The sequence below is a fragment of the Methylobacterium organophilum genome (assembly GCF_022179465.1).
GTDB classification, from domain to species: domain Bacteria; phylum Pseudomonadota; class Alphaproteobacteria; order Rhizobiales; family Beijerinckiaceae; genus Methylobacterium; species Methylobacterium organophilum.
Genome location: NZ_BPQV01000014.1, coordinates 159,575 through 174,097, shown reverse-complemented (window position 1 = coordinate 174,097; position 14,523 = coordinate 159,575). Strand labels below are relative to the sequence as shown.

General features: G+C 71.3%; 15 protein-coding genes and 1 tRNA gene. 8 read left to right on the top strand and 8 right to left on the bottom strand.

Annotation, left to right across the window (positions count from 1 at the left end; all coding sequences use genetic code 11):
• Positions 1-108: 108 nt before the first annotated feature.
• Positions 109-185 (bottom strand) — tRNA-Arg (locus MFF21_RS20925).
• A 310-nt stretch (positions 186-495) separates the two neighbouring features.
• On the opposite strand from MFF21_RS20925, the gene MFF21_RS20920 reads away from it, so the two are divergent.
• Positions 496-2,301 (top strand): adenine deaminase C-terminal domain-containing protein, encoded by a 1,806-nt coding sequence (locus MFF21_RS20920; RefSeq protein WP_238313642.1) that lies wholly within the window; start codon positions 496-498, stop codon positions 2,299-2,301.
• Between the two features lie 57 nt (positions 2,302-2,358).
• Here MFF21_RS20920 and ureG read toward each other — a convergent pair whose 3' ends face one another.
• From ureG to MFF21_RS20885, 7 genes are all read right to left on the bottom strand, one after another.
• Positions 2,359-2,985, bottom strand: a complete 627-nt coding sequence (ureG, locus tag MFF21_RS20915; protein ID WP_238313640.1) for an urease accessory protein UreG — start codon at positions 2,983-2,985, stop codon at positions 2,359-2,361.
• A gap of 10 nt (positions 2,986-2,995) precedes the next feature.
• Complete coding sequence (locus MFF21_RS20910; protein WP_238313660.1) at positions 2,996-3,691, bottom strand: urease accessory protein UreF; 696 nt, start codon at positions 3,689-3,691, stop codon at positions 2,996-2,998.
• Positions 3,684-4,205, bottom strand: coding sequence for an urease accessory protein UreE (locus MFF21_RS20905; RefSeq protein WP_238313638.1), 522 nt, complete (start codon positions 4,203-4,205; stop codon positions 3,684-3,686). Before MFF21_RS20905 ends, MFF21_RS20910 begins: the two co-directional genes overlap by 8 nt.
• Positions 4,202-4,486 carry a DUF29 domain-containing protein gene (locus MFF21_RS20900; protein ID WP_238313636.1) on the bottom strand — a complete coding sequence of 95 codons (285 nt, stop codon included), beginning with the start codon at positions 4,484-4,486 and terminating at the stop codon, positions 4,202-4,204. Before MFF21_RS20900 ends, MFF21_RS20905 begins: the two co-directional genes overlap by 4 nt.
• A 33-nt stretch (positions 4,487-4,519) precedes the next feature.
• On the bottom strand, positions 4,520-6,247 hold the full coding sequence (gene ureC, locus MFF21_RS20895) for an urease subunit alpha (protein WP_238313634.1): 1,728 nt from the start codon (positions 6,245-6,247) through the stop codon (positions 4,520-4,522).
• Position 6,248: 1 nt separating this feature from the next.
• Entirely contained in the window at positions 6,249-6,869 is a 621-nt protein-coding gene (locus MFF21_RS20890) for an urease subunit gamma (protein WP_238313632.1), read from the bottom strand.
• 97 nt (positions 6,870-6,966) lie between these two features.
• Entirely contained in the window at positions 6,967-7,863 is an 897-nt protein-coding gene (locus MFF21_RS20885) for an urease accessory protein UreD (protein WP_238313630.1), read from the bottom strand.
• A 141-nt stretch (positions 7,864-8,004) separates the two neighbouring features.
• On the opposite strand from MFF21_RS20885, the gene MFF21_RS20880 reads away from it, so the two are divergent.
• The 7 genes from MFF21_RS20880 (at position 8,005) to MFF21_RS20850 (ending at position 14,517) form a co-directional block, all read left to right on the top strand.
• The gene (locus MFF21_RS20880) at positions 8,005-9,642 is read left to right on the top strand and encodes an HAL/PAL/TAL family ammonia-lyase (protein WP_238313628.1); all 1,638 of its coding nucleotides are present in this window, start codon (positions 8,005-8,007) and stop codon (positions 9,640-9,642) included.
• A 76-nt stretch (positions 9,643-9,718) separates the two neighbouring features.
• Positions 9,719-10,351 carry an HTH-type transcriptional regulator RutR gene (rutR, locus tag MFF21_RS20875; protein ID WP_238313626.1) on the top strand — a complete coding sequence of 211 codons (633 nt, stop codon included), beginning with the start codon at positions 9,719-9,721 and terminating at the stop codon, positions 10,349-10,351.
• A gap of 482 nt (positions 10,352-10,833) precedes the next feature.
• Complete coding sequence (gene rutA, locus MFF21_RS20870; protein ID WP_238313659.1) at positions 10,834-11,958, top strand: pyrimidine utilization protein A; 1,125 nt, start codon at positions 10,834-10,836, stop codon at positions 11,956-11,958.
• Positions 11,958-12,695 (top strand): pyrimidine utilization protein B, encoded by a 738-nt coding sequence (gene rutB / locus MFF21_RS20865; RefSeq protein ID WP_238313624.1) that lies wholly within the window; start codon positions 11,958-11,960, stop codon positions 12,693-12,695. Before rutA ends, rutB begins: the two co-directional genes overlap by 1 nt.
• A gap of 42 nt (positions 12,696-12,737) precedes the next feature.
• Positions 12,738-13,130 carry a pyrimidine utilization protein C gene (gene rutC / locus MFF21_RS20860; protein ID WP_238313622.1) on the top strand — a complete coding sequence of 131 codons (393 nt, stop codon included), beginning with the start codon at positions 12,738-12,740 and terminating at the stop codon, positions 13,128-13,130.
• Positions 13,130-13,900 carry a pyrimidine utilization protein D gene (gene rutD / locus MFF21_RS20855; RefSeq protein ID WP_238313620.1) on the top strand — a complete coding sequence of 257 codons (771 nt, stop codon included), beginning with the start codon at positions 13,130-13,132 and terminating at the stop codon, positions 13,898-13,900. The genes rutC and rutD overlap by 1 nt, the downstream gene beginning before the upstream one ends.
• Before the next feature lie 23 nt (positions 13,901-13,923).
• Positions 13,924-14,517 (top strand): flavin reductase, encoded by a 594-nt coding sequence (locus MFF21_RS20850; RefSeq protein WP_238313618.1) that lies wholly within the window; start codon positions 13,924-13,926, stop codon positions 14,515-14,517.
• The last annotated feature ends 6 nt before the right edge of the window (positions 14,518-14,523 follow it).

The following is a 14,523-nucleotide window of genomic DNA, read 5'->3' as shown; positions in this document are numbered from 1 at the left end:
CGACATCAGCGCCATGGCCCGTTTGCACCGCCCGATTGCATGACCGGCGGCGGCCTAAGGTACTGATTTTAGCAGAAATTCCAGCCAGACAATGGCTTAGGAATATAATGGCGCGCCCGAAAGGATTCGAACCTCTGACCCCCAGATTCGTAGTCTGGTGCTCTATCCAGCTGAGCTACGGGCGCCTGCGGCGGCTGTGTTGGCCGCCGGTGAGCCGGGTGTCTAAGTCCTTCGTTCGGGATTTGCAAGGCCATGCTAATGCCGAATTGCAGATCTGGTTCGCCACCTGGCATGGGGCCGGCCGTTCGGCTTCATATGCGGAACGGCTGCGCCGTAGTGCGTCGGGGGCGAGCCTTCGCATCCGGCGGTGATCGTGGTCCTTTGGGCCGAGGGTTCGTTCTGACGGAGATCTCTTCAACCCTCCCGCCTGAGATGTTGTCGTGGGGGTGGCATGATGTGTGCGGGGGTGGCGTGTCGAGGAAGGCCAAGGCTCTGATGACGGACAGCCCGCTCAACCGTTTCGCCGTTTCCCCCCTGCACAGGCTGACGAGGCGGCTCGCCGATGTCGCCGGAGCCCGCTCCGAGGCGGATCTGGTGATCACCGGCGCCCGGGTCCTCTCGACCTATTCCGAGCGCATCCTGCCCGACCGGGAGCTCTGGATCGCGGGCGGGCGCATCGCCGCCCTGAAGCCCGCCGGCAGCTACCGGGGCAGCGCCCCCCGCTACGACGCCGCCGGCGGCCTGATCGCCCCGGGCCTCGTCGACCCGCACCTGCATATCGAGAGCAGCATGATCACCGCCTGCGCCTATGCGGAGGCGGCGCTCATCAACGGCACCACCACGGTGTTCTGCGACAGCCACGAGATCGGCAACGTGCTCGACGCCAACGGCGTCGAGTGGATGCTCGAGGATGCGAGGGTGGCGCCCCTCAACATCTACCTCACCGTGCCGAGCACCGTGCCCGCCACCACCCCGGAGCTCGAGACCGCCGGCGGCGACCTGACGCCGGAGAAGATCGCGGCCCTGTTCGACACGTGGCCGGAGGCCCTGGCGCTGGGCGAGAAGATGGATTTCGTGGCGGTGGCCATGGGCGACCCGCGGGCGCATGCCATCATCGCCGCGGCCCTGGAGCGGGGCCGGCCGGTCTCGGGCCACATCTACGGGCGCGACTTCGTGGCCGCTTACGCGGCGAGCGGCGTCACCGACACGCACGAGGCGATCGACCGCGACATCGCCGACGACCTGCTCGAGGCCGGCCTCTGGATCTTCCTGCGCGGCGGCCCGCCGGCCACGCCCTGGCATTCCCTGCCCAAGGCGATCGGCACGGTGACGGATTACGGCGCGGCCTGGAAGCGGGTCTGCGCCTGCACCGACGACCGCGACGCGGACGACCTCCTCGACCACGGCCTCGACTGGGTGGTGCGCCAGGCGGTCGAGCACGGCATCCCGAAGGCCGCCGCCTGGTCGATGGGCTCGCTCCACCCGGCGACGCGCTTCCATCTCGACGGCGAGATCGGCGGCCTCGGCGGCGGGCGCCGGGCCGATCTCGTGCTCCTCGACGACGATCTCGTGCCCCAGGCGACCTGGTATGGCGGCGAGCTGGTGGTGGAGGGCCGCAAGCCCACCCCGCGGCTGGAGGCGGCCCTGGAGAAGCCCTACCGCTATCCCGCCCCGGCCTATGCCACCGTGCGCCTGCCCGATCCCCTGCCCGCCCTGGTGCCGCCCCTGCCGGAGGGGCCCTGCCGCGTGAACGCGATCCGCACGGTGCTGCCGGGCATCGAGCTCAAGCACGAGCGCCTCGCCCTCACCCCCGGGGCGGACTGGGCCGCGACCCTCGCCGCCAACGATCTCTGCCACGTGGCGGTGATCGAGCGGCACGGCTTCCACGGCAAGGTCGCCCATGGCCTGCTCCGGGCCTTCGGCCTGAAGCGCGGGGCCGTGGCGAGCAGCGTCGGGCACGATTCCCACAACATCATCGTGGCGGGCCTGAACGAGGCCGACATGCGGGTGGCGCTGGAGGCCCTGCGCGCCGCCCAGGGCGGGGTCTGCGTGGTGGCGGACGGGGCGGTCGTCGCCATGGTGCCGCTGCCCATCGCCGGGCTGATGTCCGACAAGCGGGTCGGCGTCGTCGCCGACGAGTTGCGGGCCGTGAAGGCGGCCTGGGCGGAGGCCGGCTGCGCCATCCCCTATATGGGCTTCAACCTGATCCCGCTCTCGGTGATCCCGGAGATCCGCATCACCGACAAGGGCCTCGTCACCGTGCCCGCGATGGAGCTGGTGCCGCTGTTCGAGGCGGCCTGACGATCCGGCTCTCCCCCGCGCCGCGCGGGGGAGAGCCCGGAAGCGGGCCCGGCGGCCTCAGGTCAGGCCGCCGGCCTCGACCACGAAGCGCGCGATGGCATCCGCCCCCCGGCCCTCCCGCAGGGAGGAGAACACGTAGGGCCGCGTGCCGCGCATGCGCTGCGTGTCGGCTTCCATCACCGCGAGATCGGCGCCGACCAGGGGCGCGAGGTCGGTCTTGTTGACGATGAGCAGGTCCGAGCGGGTGATGCCCGGGCCGCCCTTGCGCGGGATCTTCTCCCCGCCCGCCACGTCGATGACGTAGAGCGTGATGTCGGCGAGCTCCGGCGAGAAGGTCGCGGCGAGGTTGTCGCCGCCCGACTCGATCAGCACGAGGTCGAGCTTCGGAAAGCGGCGGCGCATCTCCGCCACCGCGGCGAGGTTGATCGAGGCATCCTCGCGGATCGCGGTATGCGGGCAGCCGCCGGTCTCGACGCCCATGATGCGCTCCTCCGGCAGGGCGCCGGCCACGGTGAGGAGGCGGGCATCCTCCTTCGTGTAGATGTCGTTGGTGATGGCGCAGATCTCGTAGGTGTCGCGGAAGCGCTTGCAGAGCTGCTCCATCAGCGCGGTCTTGCCGGAGCCGACGGGGCCGCCGATGCCGACGCGGAGGGGGCCATGTGCGGGGCCGTGCGCGGATGCCATTGCGGTGTCCTCAGGAGCGGAAGATGCGGGAATACTGCGTCTCGTGCCGGAAGGAGCCGAGATCGACGCGCAGGGTCGCCGCCCCGAGATCCTCGGGGCCGAGATCGTCGGTCGCGGCGGCGAGCGCCGCCACGCGGGGGCTCAGGCCGGCGATGAGGCGGGTGCCGGCGCTCTGGCCGATGGGGGCGACGCGCAGGGCCGCCGAGACGAGGTTCTGCACGAAGGCGAGGCCGTAGGCGGAGACGGTGGCGCGCCGGCCCATGCCGTGGGCGCCCGCCGCCGCCCCGACCGCGACCGGGTAGGCGACGGGGCCGGGCAGCGCCGCCGCGGCCCGGGCGAGCGCCGGGCAGGGCCAGGCGGCGAGGGTGGCGTCGAGGAAGCTGCGGCCCTGCTGGCTCGCCTCCAGATGCAGTTCCCGCGAGGGTGCCAGGGCCAGGGCGAGGTCGTTGAGCGCGGCCAGCGCCGCCTCCTGCCCACAGGCCCGGTGGGCGGCGCCGCAGAGGATCATGTCGTTGCGCCCCGCGCCCCGCTCCAGCACGTCGCCGAGCCACTCCGACAGGCTCGCCTCGTCCCGGATGTCGCCGATCTCCACGGCCCATTCGAGCCCGTGCGAATAGGCGAAGGCCCCGACCGGATAGGTCGGCGACAGCCAGGCCATCAGCCGGAGCGCCTCCATCCCCGCCTCGACCGTGCCCGCCTCAACCATGGTGGTGAGGGTGCCCGTGGTGATGATCGTGCCCGTGGCCGTCGCCATGCTCGTGGGCGTGCCCATGGGCATGCCCGTGCCCGCCGGCATAGGCGCCGCCTTCCGGGCGGAACGGACGCGTCACCGGCTCGGCGCTTCCGCCCAGGCCCCGCACCATCTCGGCGAGCACGTGGTCGAAGCCGATGAAGACCGCCTCCTCCCCGATCTCGGCGGGGATGTGCCGGTTGCCGATGTGCCAGATCAGCCGCTTGAGGGCGAGCGGGCTGGCGGCGCGGATCTCGAGCAGCCGTTCCGGGGCCGCCTCGACCCAGACGAGGCGGCCATCCTCCAGGGCAAGGGCGTCGCCGTCCTCGAGCACGGCCGCCTCCGGCAGATCGAGCAGGAAGCGCGTGCCGCCCACCGCCTGCATCGTCATGCGGCGGCGGTGGCGGTCGCCGGAATCGAGCACGATGCGGTCGACGATCTCGCCGCCGGTAAGGGCGTCGCGGCGGATGACGCGGGTGGCGCGGATCATGGAATCCGGGACGGATCGAGGAGACCGGGCTCCTTCGGCAGGAAATCCGGATCGAGCGCCTGCTCGACCGTGAAGGGAGGCTGTTCCGGGAAGAGGCTGAAGTCGATCCCCGTCTCCCGGGCCGCTTCGAGCCGGCCGGCGAGATAGCTCTCCGAAAAGACCTCGGCCGGATATTTTTTCAGGCTGGGGCTCGATTTCAGGATCCGGCCGATCCGCCAGGCATGGAAATCCGTCCCGTAGAGATCGGCCGCCGGTGGCGGCTTCAGCGCGGCCTTGGTCATGCGGGGCCTCCCGTCATCGCGCCCGATCCTACCTCAGAACAGGAAATACCGCTGCGCCATCGGCAGAACCTCGGCGGGCTCGCACACCAGAAGCTCTCCGTCGGCGCGGACGTCGTAGGTCTCGGGATCGACCTCGATCACCGGGGTGGCGTCGTTGAGGATGAGGCTCTTCTTCGAGATGCCGCCGCGGACGTTCTCCACCGCGACGAACTCCTTGGATACGCCCAGGCGCTCGCGCAGGCCGTCCTCGATCGCCGCCTTCGACACGAAGGTGAGCGCCGTGGCGAAGGGGACCCGGCCGAAGCTGCCGAACATCGGGCGGTAATGCACCGGCTGGGGCGTCGGGATCGAGGCGTTGGGATCGCCCATCGGCGCCGTGGCGATGGCGCCGCCCTTGAGCACGAGGTCCGGCTTCACCCCGAAGAAGGCCGGGCTCCACAGCACGAGGTCGGCGAGCTTGCCCGGCTCCACCGAGCCGATGTGCCTGGAGACCCCGTGCGCGATGGCCGGGTTGATCGTGTATTTGGCGACGTAGCGGCGGGCCCGCAGGTTGTCGTTGCCCGAGGCGTCGCCGGGCAGGCTCCCCCGCTGGCGCTTCATCTTGTCGGCGGTCTGCCAGGTGCGGATGATGACCTCGCCGACCCGGCCCATGGCCTGGCTGTCCGAGGACATCATCGAGAGCGCGCCGATGTCGTGCAGGATGTCCTCGGCGGCGATCGTCTCCTTGCGGATGCGGCTCTCGGCGAAGGCGAGGTCTTCCGGGATCGACGGGTCGAGGTGGTGGCACACCATCAGCATGTCGAGATGCTCGTCGATGGTGTTCTTGGTGAAGGGCCGGGTCGGGTTGGTCGAGGAGGGCAGCACGTTGGGCAGGCCCGCCACCTTGATGATGTCCGGCGCGTGCCCGCCCCCCGCCCCTTCCGTGTGGAAGGCGTGGATGGTGCGGCCCTTGAAGGCGGCGATCGTGTCCTCGACGAAGCCCGATTCGTTGAGCGTGTCGGTGTGGATCATGACCTGGATGTCGTGCGCATCCGCCACCGACAGGCAGGCATCGATCGCGGCCGGCGTCGTGCCCCAATCCTCGTGAAGCTTGAGCGCGCAGGCCCCCGCCCGGATCATCTCCTCCAGCGCGCCCGGCACCGAGGCGTTGCCCTTGCCGGCGAAGGCGAGGTTCATCGGGAAGGCGTCGGCCGCCTCGATCATCCGGGCGATGTGCCAGGGGCCGGGGGTGCAGGTGGTGGCGAAGGTGCCGTGGGCCGGGCCGGTGCCGCCGCCGAGCATGGTGGTGACGCCGGAGCAGAGCGCCTCCTCGATCTGCTGCGGGCAGATGAAGTGGATGTGGCTGTCGAAGCCCCCGGCGGTGAGGATCTTGCCCTCGCCCGCGATCACCTCGGTGCCGGGCCCGACCACGATGTCGACGTTCGGCTGCACGTCCGGGTTGCCGGCCTTGCCGAGCTTGGCGATGCGGCCGCGCACGATACCGACATCGCATTTCACGATGCCCCAATGGTCGAGCACCACCGCGTTGGTGATGACGGTATCGACCGCGCCCTCCGCATTGGTCGCCTGGGACTGGCCCATGCCGTCGCGGATGACCTTGCCGCCGCCGAACTTCACCTCCTCGCCGTAGGTGGTGAGGTCGCGCTCGATCTCGATCTCCAGGCAGGTATCGGCGAGGCGGATCCGGTCGCCGGTGGTGGGGCCGAACATGTCGGCATAGGCCGCCCGGGGCAGGCTGGCGGGCTTGGGGGTGTTGGACATCTCAGAGGCGCCCCATCACGTCGCCGCGGAAGCCGTAGACCGTGCGCCCGCCCGAGAGCGGCACCAGGGTCACCTCCCGGGTCGCGCCGGGCTCGAAGCGCACGGCGGTGCCGGGGGCGATGTCGAGGCGCTTGCCGCGGGCCTGTGCACGCTCGAACACGAGGCCCGGATTGACCTCGTAGAAATGGTAGTGCGAGCCGACCTGGATCGGCCGGTCGCCGGTATTGGCCACCGCGATCACCGTGCGCTCGGCATCCGCGTTGAACACGATCTCGCCGGGCTGCGTCGTCACCGTGCCGGGCACGTCCGCGGAGGCCGCGCCCCGGATCGGGTGATGGACGGTGACGAGCTTGGTGCCGTCGGGGAAGGTCGCCTCGACCTGGATGTCGTGGATCATCTCGGCCACCCCCTCCATCACCTGGGAGGCGTCGAGCACGGTGGCGCCGGCCTGCATCAGCTCGGCCACGGAGCGGCCGTCGCGGGCGCCCTCGACCACGAAGTCGGTGATCAGCGCCACCGCCTCCGGGTGGTTGAGCTTCACGCCCCGGCCGAGCCGGTTGCGGGCCACCTGCGCGGCCATGGCGATGAGGAGCTTGTCTTTCTCGCGGGGAGTCAGGAGCACGGGCGTCTCGTTCCGGTGGGGCGCGGATCGGGGTCGGCGCCAGCAAGGATCATGCGCGGCCCAAGATCAAGCGATGTTCAAGCGGAGGGGGCGGGGCTCAGCTCTGCCAGACCCGCGGCAGCGGCGCCCCGCGCCAGGCGGTGAGGAAGCGGGCGCAGAGCCGGCGCAGGGCATCGGCGTCGGCGGCGAGCAGGCGCAGGGCGAGATGCCCGTTCCAGGCGCTCGCCCCCGCCTCCACCGCCGGATCGTCGAGGAGGGCCCGCGCCTCGTCGAGGCGGGCCTCGGCGCCGGGCGCGAGATCGATCAGCGTGGCGAGCGCCCGGGCGCCGCCGCCGATCGCCGGCCGGCGCATCAGCGCGTGCAGCTCGCCCTCCAGGCGCAGGGAATCCGCATAGGCGAGGCGCCCCTGCCGCCGGATCCGCCACTGGTCCTCGACGAGGCCCTGCGCGACGGTCTCGCCCCGGGCGGCGCGCCCCAGCACCAGGATCTCGCAGGCCAGCAGCGCGGCGCCCGCCCCGAGATCGGCCTCGAAGCGGCGAGCGAGCCGCGCCTGGTCGTAGAGGATGGTCTCCTGCGGCAGCCAGTCGATCCGGCCCCCCGCCCCCACCCGCAGATGGTTCTCGATCCGGCTCACCGGGCCGTCCGAGCGGTAGATCTTCTCCGCCGCCGTGGTGGTGAAGACGAGCGCTGCCCCCTCCCCCACCTCGGCCGAGACGGTGAAGCGGTCGCCGCAGGCGATGCCGCCGGCCGTGTTGACGAGGACGGCCTCCGGCGCCCCGCCCGCGACCTTCGGGAAGCGCAGGCGCGAGGGCCCGCTCTCGGCGAGGTCGCGGATGCGGCTCGCCCCGCCGGCGAGGCCGACGCTCAGGCCGACCTGCCCCTGCGAGCGCTGGCGCGCCGGAGCCGCGCGGGAGGGATCTGACGGGGAGATGGACGCCTCGCGGACGGGAAACGGCCCTTCTTTGGGCAGTCCCCGCCGAAGCGCAAGACGCATGCGAACCGGAGCCGCCTGGCGTATGCAGCCTGCCCAAGCGGCCCGCTTCCTGCTCTCGGCCTCCCGGAGGCCGGGCGGGCCGGCCGGGCGGGAAAGGCCCGCCGGATCCCGACGGACCTCAAAGAAAAGCCGGAGCAAGCCGTGACGAGCACCACCACCATCGACGGGCGCACCCTGGACGCGACGGGCGTCCTCGCCGTGGCCCGTCCCGACGCCGCGGGCGCCTATGCCGAGGCCGCGCTCGATGCGGGCGCGCGCCGGGAGCTCGAGGCGGCCCGGGCCTATATCGACGCGAACTTCATGAACGACGACGCGCCGCTGATGTACGCCTTCAACACCGGCGTCGGCCTGTTCAAGGACCAGCGGGTGCACATGGCGGAGATGGAGGCCTATCAGCGCCTCACCGTCTATGCCCACGCCACCGGCGTCGGCGAGCCCTTCGACACGGACGTGGTGCGCGCCACCATGCTGCTGCGCGCCAATGCCTTCGCCTCGAACTATTCCGGCCCCCGCGTGGCCGTGGTCGAGCGGCTGCTCGCCTGCCTCAATGCCGGCATCGTGCCGGTGATCCCGCAGAAGGGCTCGGTCGGCGCCTCGGGCGACCTCGCGCCGCTTGCCCATCTCGCCGGCGCCGTCTGCGGCTTCACGGAGGCCGAGGCCTTCTACAAGGGTGCGCGCATGCCGGCCCGGCAGGCTCTGGAGAAGGCCGGCCTGCCGCCGGACTTCGCGCTGGAGGCCAAGGACGCCTCCGCCCTCATCAACGGCTCCACCGTGTCCCTGGCGGTCGGCGTGCTCGCCCTGGAGGACGCCAAGAGCCTGCTCAAGCATGCCGACATCGCCCTGGCGCTCACGCTCGAATGCCTGCGCGCGGAGAAGGCCGCCTTCGACCCGCGGGTGCATGCGGCGAGGCCCCACCAGGGTCAGGCGGCGAGCGCCCGCAACGTGCTCAAGCTCATCGGCGACTCGCAGCGCTGCTCGGAGGCCGCCCGGCTCACGGTCTATCCGGAGGAGAGCCGCCAGCCCGGCCAGGTGCCGCCTCCGCGCGTGCAGGATGTCTATTCCCTGCGCTGCGCGCCCCAGGTGCACGGACCGGTGCGCGAAGCGCTCCGCTACATCGACGGGATCATCGGCACGGAGATCAATTCGGCCACCGACAACCCGCTGATCTTCGCCGACGGCACCGGGGGCTACACCTGCATCTCCGGCGGCCATTTCCACGGCGCCTACGTGGCCCAGGCCATGGACCTGCTCGCCATCGCCACGACGGATCTCGGCTCCATCTCCGAGCGCCGCCTCGCCCGCCTGATCGACCCGACCATGAGCTACGGCCTGCCGCGCAACCTGCTCGCCGGCAAGAAGGGGCTCAACACCGGCTACGCCACGGTGCAATGCTCGATGTCGGCCCTGGTCATGGAGAACCGCACGCTGTCGATGCCGGGCTCGGTCGATTCGATCCCCGGCAAGTCCAACGCCGAGGACCATGTCTCGAACTCGACCTGGTGCGCGCGCAAGGCCCGCACGGTGGTGCAGAACGCCCAGGCCATCGTCGCCGGCGAGATCCTGATGGCGGCCCAGGCCCTCACCCTGGTCGGCGAGCTGGCGGGGGAGCACCCGATCGGCACGGGCACGCAGGCTGCCCTCGACGCGGTGCGCGCGGTGATCGCGCCCTCCCTGTCGGGCGACCGCTGGTACCACACCGAGATGGTCGACGCCCTCGCGCTCCTGCGCTCGGGGGCGATCCTCGCGGCGGTGGAGAGCGCGGTGGGCGGCCTCGAATAGGCGCTCGCCCCGCTCGAGGAAAATGAGCTAGGACCCCCTGACGCCGGCCGAAGCCGGCGCGCAGGGGGAGGGCGGCGTGGCCGCAGCAGCAGGGACGCGGCGCAGGCGGAAGGACGGGGAGGCCCGGCGGGAGGCGATCCTCGATGCCGGGCTCGAGGTGTTCTCCACCGTCGGCCTGCACGGGGCGAGCCTGGACCAGATCGCCGAGCGGGCCGGCCTCTCCAAGACCAACCTGCTCTACTATTTCCCGTCCAAGGAAGAGCTCTACGTCGCGGTGCTGCGCCGGGTGCTGACCGTCTGGCTCGACCCGCTCCAGGCGCTCGATGCCGACAGCGAGCCGGCGGAGGCCCTGAAGAGCTACATCCGCACCAAGATCACCCTCTCCCGGGACGCGCCCCAGGCCTCGCGGCTGTTCTGCCTGGAGGTCGTGCAGGGCGCCTCCCTGCTGCGGGCGGAGCTCGCCGGGCCGTTGCGGGCCCTGGTGGAGGCCAAGGCCGCGGTGCTGCGCGGCTGGATCGCGCAGAAGCGCATCGCCGCCCACGACCCCTACCACCTCGTCTTCGCGATCTGGGCGATCACCCAGCACTATGCCGATTTCGCCGCGCAGGTGGAGGCCGTGACCGGCCGCACCCTCGACGACCCGGATTTCTTCGAGGCCACGGTGGCCCAGACCCAGCGCATGGTGCTCGCCGGGCTGGGGCTGACGTGAGCCGAGACGCCCTCTCCCCGTAAGCGGCGACCGGACGCGCGGATCTCGGCGCGGGCCGGATGCTGCGCCTCGCCGCGCCCCCTGGGCGAGGGGGATCGCGCGCCGCGCGGGGGAGTGGGGGCCGCGCTTGATGCTGGCCGCTGCGGTGACGGCCCCCTCCGTCCGCTTCGCGGCCCCCTCCCCAAAGGCGGAGGAAAGACGCGCGGCTAACCGGCCCGATTCGCCCCCTCCCCTGCCCGCCCCGCCCGATTTCCGCACCCGGAACAAGCAAACCCCGCACGAAGCGCAGGCATCGCGCGGAGAGTTTGTGCAAACGGTCAAAATCGGCCGTTTGAAGTTTGACCATTTGGTCCGAATTGCTACCGTTGCACGTCGCCGCAAGTCTTCGGCCCATCCCGAAGCGGCGCGGCCTCGAAACTCGTCAGGTCTCGATGCCATTTCGGCAGCGCGGCCGGTGCAGCGAGGGTGCCATGACCAAGTCCCTGAACGTCGGCGTCTTCATCCCGATCGGCAACAACGGCTGGCTGATTTCGGAAAACGCCCCGCAATACATGCCGACCTTCGAGCTGAACAAGCAGGTCACGCTCAAGGCCGAAGGCTACGGGCTCGACTTCGCCCTCTCGATGATCAAGCTGCGCGGCTTCGGCGGCAAGACCGAGTTCTGGGACCACAACCTCGATTCCTTCACCCTGATGGCCGGGCTCGCCGCCGTCACCAGCCGGATCAAGCTCTACGCCACCGCGCCGACGCTCTGCATCCCGCCGGCCATCACGGCCCGCATGGCCGCGACCATCGACTCGATCTCGAACGGCCGCTTCGGCGTCAACCTGATCACCGGCTGGCAGAAGCCCGAATACTCGCAGATGGGCGTCTGGCCCGGGGACGAGTTCTTCGCCAAGCGCTACGACTACCTGTCGGAATACGCCCAGATCCTGCGCGAGCTCTGGGAGACCGGCCGCAGCGACCTGAAGGGCACCTATTTCCAGATGGACGATTGCCGGCTGAGCCCGCAGCCGCAGGTGCCGATGAAGGTGATCTGCGCCGGCCAGAGCGCGGCGGGCATGGCCTTCACCGCGAAATACGCGGACTACAATTTCTGCTTCGGCAAGGGCGTGAACACGCCGACCGCCTTCGCCCCCACCGTGGCCCGGCTGGAGGAGGCCAAGGCCGCGACCGGGCGGGAGGTCTCCTCCTACGTCCTGTTCATGCTCATCGCCGACGAGACCGACGAGGCGGCCCAGGCCAAGTGGGAGCATTACAAGGCCGGCGCCGACGAGGAGGCGATCGCCTGGCTCGGGCTGCAGGGCGCGGTCGACACCAAATCCGGCGGCGACACCAATATCCGCCAGATGGCCGATCCGACCTCCGCGGTGAACATCAACATGGGCACGCTGGTCGGCTCCTATGCCAGCATCGCCCGCATGCTCGACGAGGTGGCCGAGGTGCCCGGCACCGGCGGCGTGCTGCTCACCTTCGACGACTTCCTGAAGGGGCTCGACGCCTTCGGCACCCGGATCCAGCCGCTCATGAAGACGCGCCGGCACATCACGGCGGAGGTCGCCCCCCTCGCGGCGTCCGCCCCCGCGGCCCTGGCGGAGGTGGCGTGATGGACGCGCCCGCCGGCTACCGCGACCCCGCCGGCCGCTTCGGCGGCACCACCCTGAAGGCCCGGCCCGAGCCGATCGCCTTCGACCCGGCCGCGACCGCGCTGATCGTGGTCGACATGCAGAACGCCTACGCCACCAAGGGCGGCTATCTCGACCTCGCCGGCTTCGACGTCTCGGCCACGGGGCCGGTGATCGAGAAGATCGCCCAGGCCGTGGCGGCCGCGCGGGCGGCGGGCATCACCATCGTCTGGTTCCAGAACGGCTGGGACCCGGCCTATGTCGAGGCGGGCGGCCCCGGCTCGCCGAACTGGCACAAGTCCAACGCCCTCAAGACCATGCGCAAGCGGCCGGAACTCTCCGGCACCCTGCTGGCCAAGGGCGGCTGGGACTACGCCTTGGTCGACGCGCTGAAGCCGCAGCCCGGCGACATCCTGATGCCGAAGCCGCGCTACAGCGGCTTCTACAACACCAATCTCGACAGCACCCTGCGCGCCCGCGGCATCCGCACCCTGGTCTTCACCGGCATCGCCACGAATGTCTGCGTGGAATCGACCCTGCGCGACGGCTTCTTCCTTGAATATTTCGGAATCGTCCTCGCCGACGCGACCCATCAGGCCGGCCCGCCGAGCCTGCAGGAGGGCGCGCTCCTCAACATCGAGACCTTCTTCGGCTGGGTCTCCGACGTGGGAAGCTTCCAGGCGGCCCTGAAGCCCGCCGCCGCCCTCGCCGCCGAATAGTCCCGTTTCCTCCCCGTTCATTCTGCCCGAGGTGTCCCGCCCATGCCCAAGACCGTCGTGATCCCGCCCGGCACCGGCAAGCCGCTCGCGCCCTACGTGCCCGGCACGCTGGCCGACGGCGTGCTCTACGTCTCGGGCACGCTGCCCCTCGATGCCGAGGCCAATGTCGTTCATGTGGGCGATGCGAGCGCCCAGACCCGGCACGTGCTGGAGACGATCAAGGGCGTGGTCGAGGCCGCGGGCGGCAGCATGGACGACGTCACCTTCAACCACATCTTCCTGAAGGACTGGGCCCATTACGGCGCGATCAACGCCGTCTATGCCGAGTACTTCCCCGGCGAGAAGCCGGCCCGCTACTGCATCCAGTGCGGGCTGGTGAAGCCCGACGCCCTGGTCGAGATCGCCTCCGTCGCGCATCTCGGCAAGGCGGCCTGATGCTCCACCACGCGATCCAGGGCGAGGGCGGGCGCGCCGTCCTGCTCTCCCCGGGGCTGGGGGGCTCGGCGGGCTATTTCGCCCCGCAGATCCCGGCTCTGGCGGCGCGTTTCCGGGTCCTCACCTACGACCACCGCGGCACAGGGCGCTCCCCCGGCGCCCTGGAGCCCGGCCACGACATCGCGGCCATGGCGCGGGACGCCCTCGCCGTGCTCGACGCCCACGCGATCCCGCAGGCGGACATCGTCGGCCATGCGCTCGGCGGCCTGATCGCCCTGAAGCTCGCCCTCGACCATCCGGAGCGGGTCGGCTGCATCGTGGTGATCAACGGCTGGGACGCGATGGATCCGGCGACGCGCCGCTGCTTCGCCGCCCGCAAGGCGCTGCTCGCGGCGGTCGGGCCGGAGGCCTATGTGAGGGCGCAGGCGATCTTCCTCTATCCGGCGCCCTGGCTCTCGGCCCATGCCGAGCGGGTGGCGGCGGACGAGGCCCATGCCCTCGCCCATTTCCCGGGGGCGGCCAACGTGTTCGCCCGGATCGCGGCCCTGGAACGCTTCGATGCGCGACCCGATCTCGGGCGGATCGGCCATGAGACCCTGGTGATGGCCGCCCGCGACGACGTGCTCGTGCCCTACACCGCCTCGGAACGGCTCGCGGCTTGCCTTCCGAAGGCCCATCTCGACCTTGCCCCCGAGGGTGGCCACGCCCACAGCGTGACGCAGCCGGAGGCATTCAACCGCACGCTGCTCGGGTTCCTCGACCGGACCTGACCCCGCCCGCGAAAGGCCCGCCCATGACCGACACCAATCCGATGGCGCAGGACGCGCGGCCGGGCATCGCGGCGGGGGCCTATCGCGAGGCCATGGCGCGGCTCGCCAGCGCCGTGCATCTCGTCACCACGGACGGCCCCGGCGGGCGGGCGGGCTTCACCGCCTCCGCGGTGTGCAGCGTCAGCGACGCGCCCCCGACCCTCCTCGTCTGCGTGAACCGCGCCTCCTCCGCCTATCCGGCCGTCGCCCGCAACGACGCGCTCTGCGTCAACACGCTCGCGGCCGAGCAGCAGGGGGTGGCCGGTGCCTTCGGCGGGCGCACGCCCATGGACGAGCGCTTCGCCGCCGGCCGCTGGAGCGCCCTCGCGACCGGGGCGCCGGTGCTCGAAGGCGCGCTCATCGCCTTCGATTGCCGCATCGTGAAGCGGGAGCCGGTCGGCACCCACGACGTGCTGTTCTGCGAGGTCGTGGCTCTGTCCGAGCCCACCGAGACGGAGGGGCTGGTCTACGCCCATCGCCGCTACCACGCGGTCGGCCCGAAGCCCGCCAGCGAAGCGCCCGCCGCCGAGGCGCGGGAGAGCGGCCGGCCGGCCCGGCCCGCCCTGCGCCTCGTCTGAGCGGCT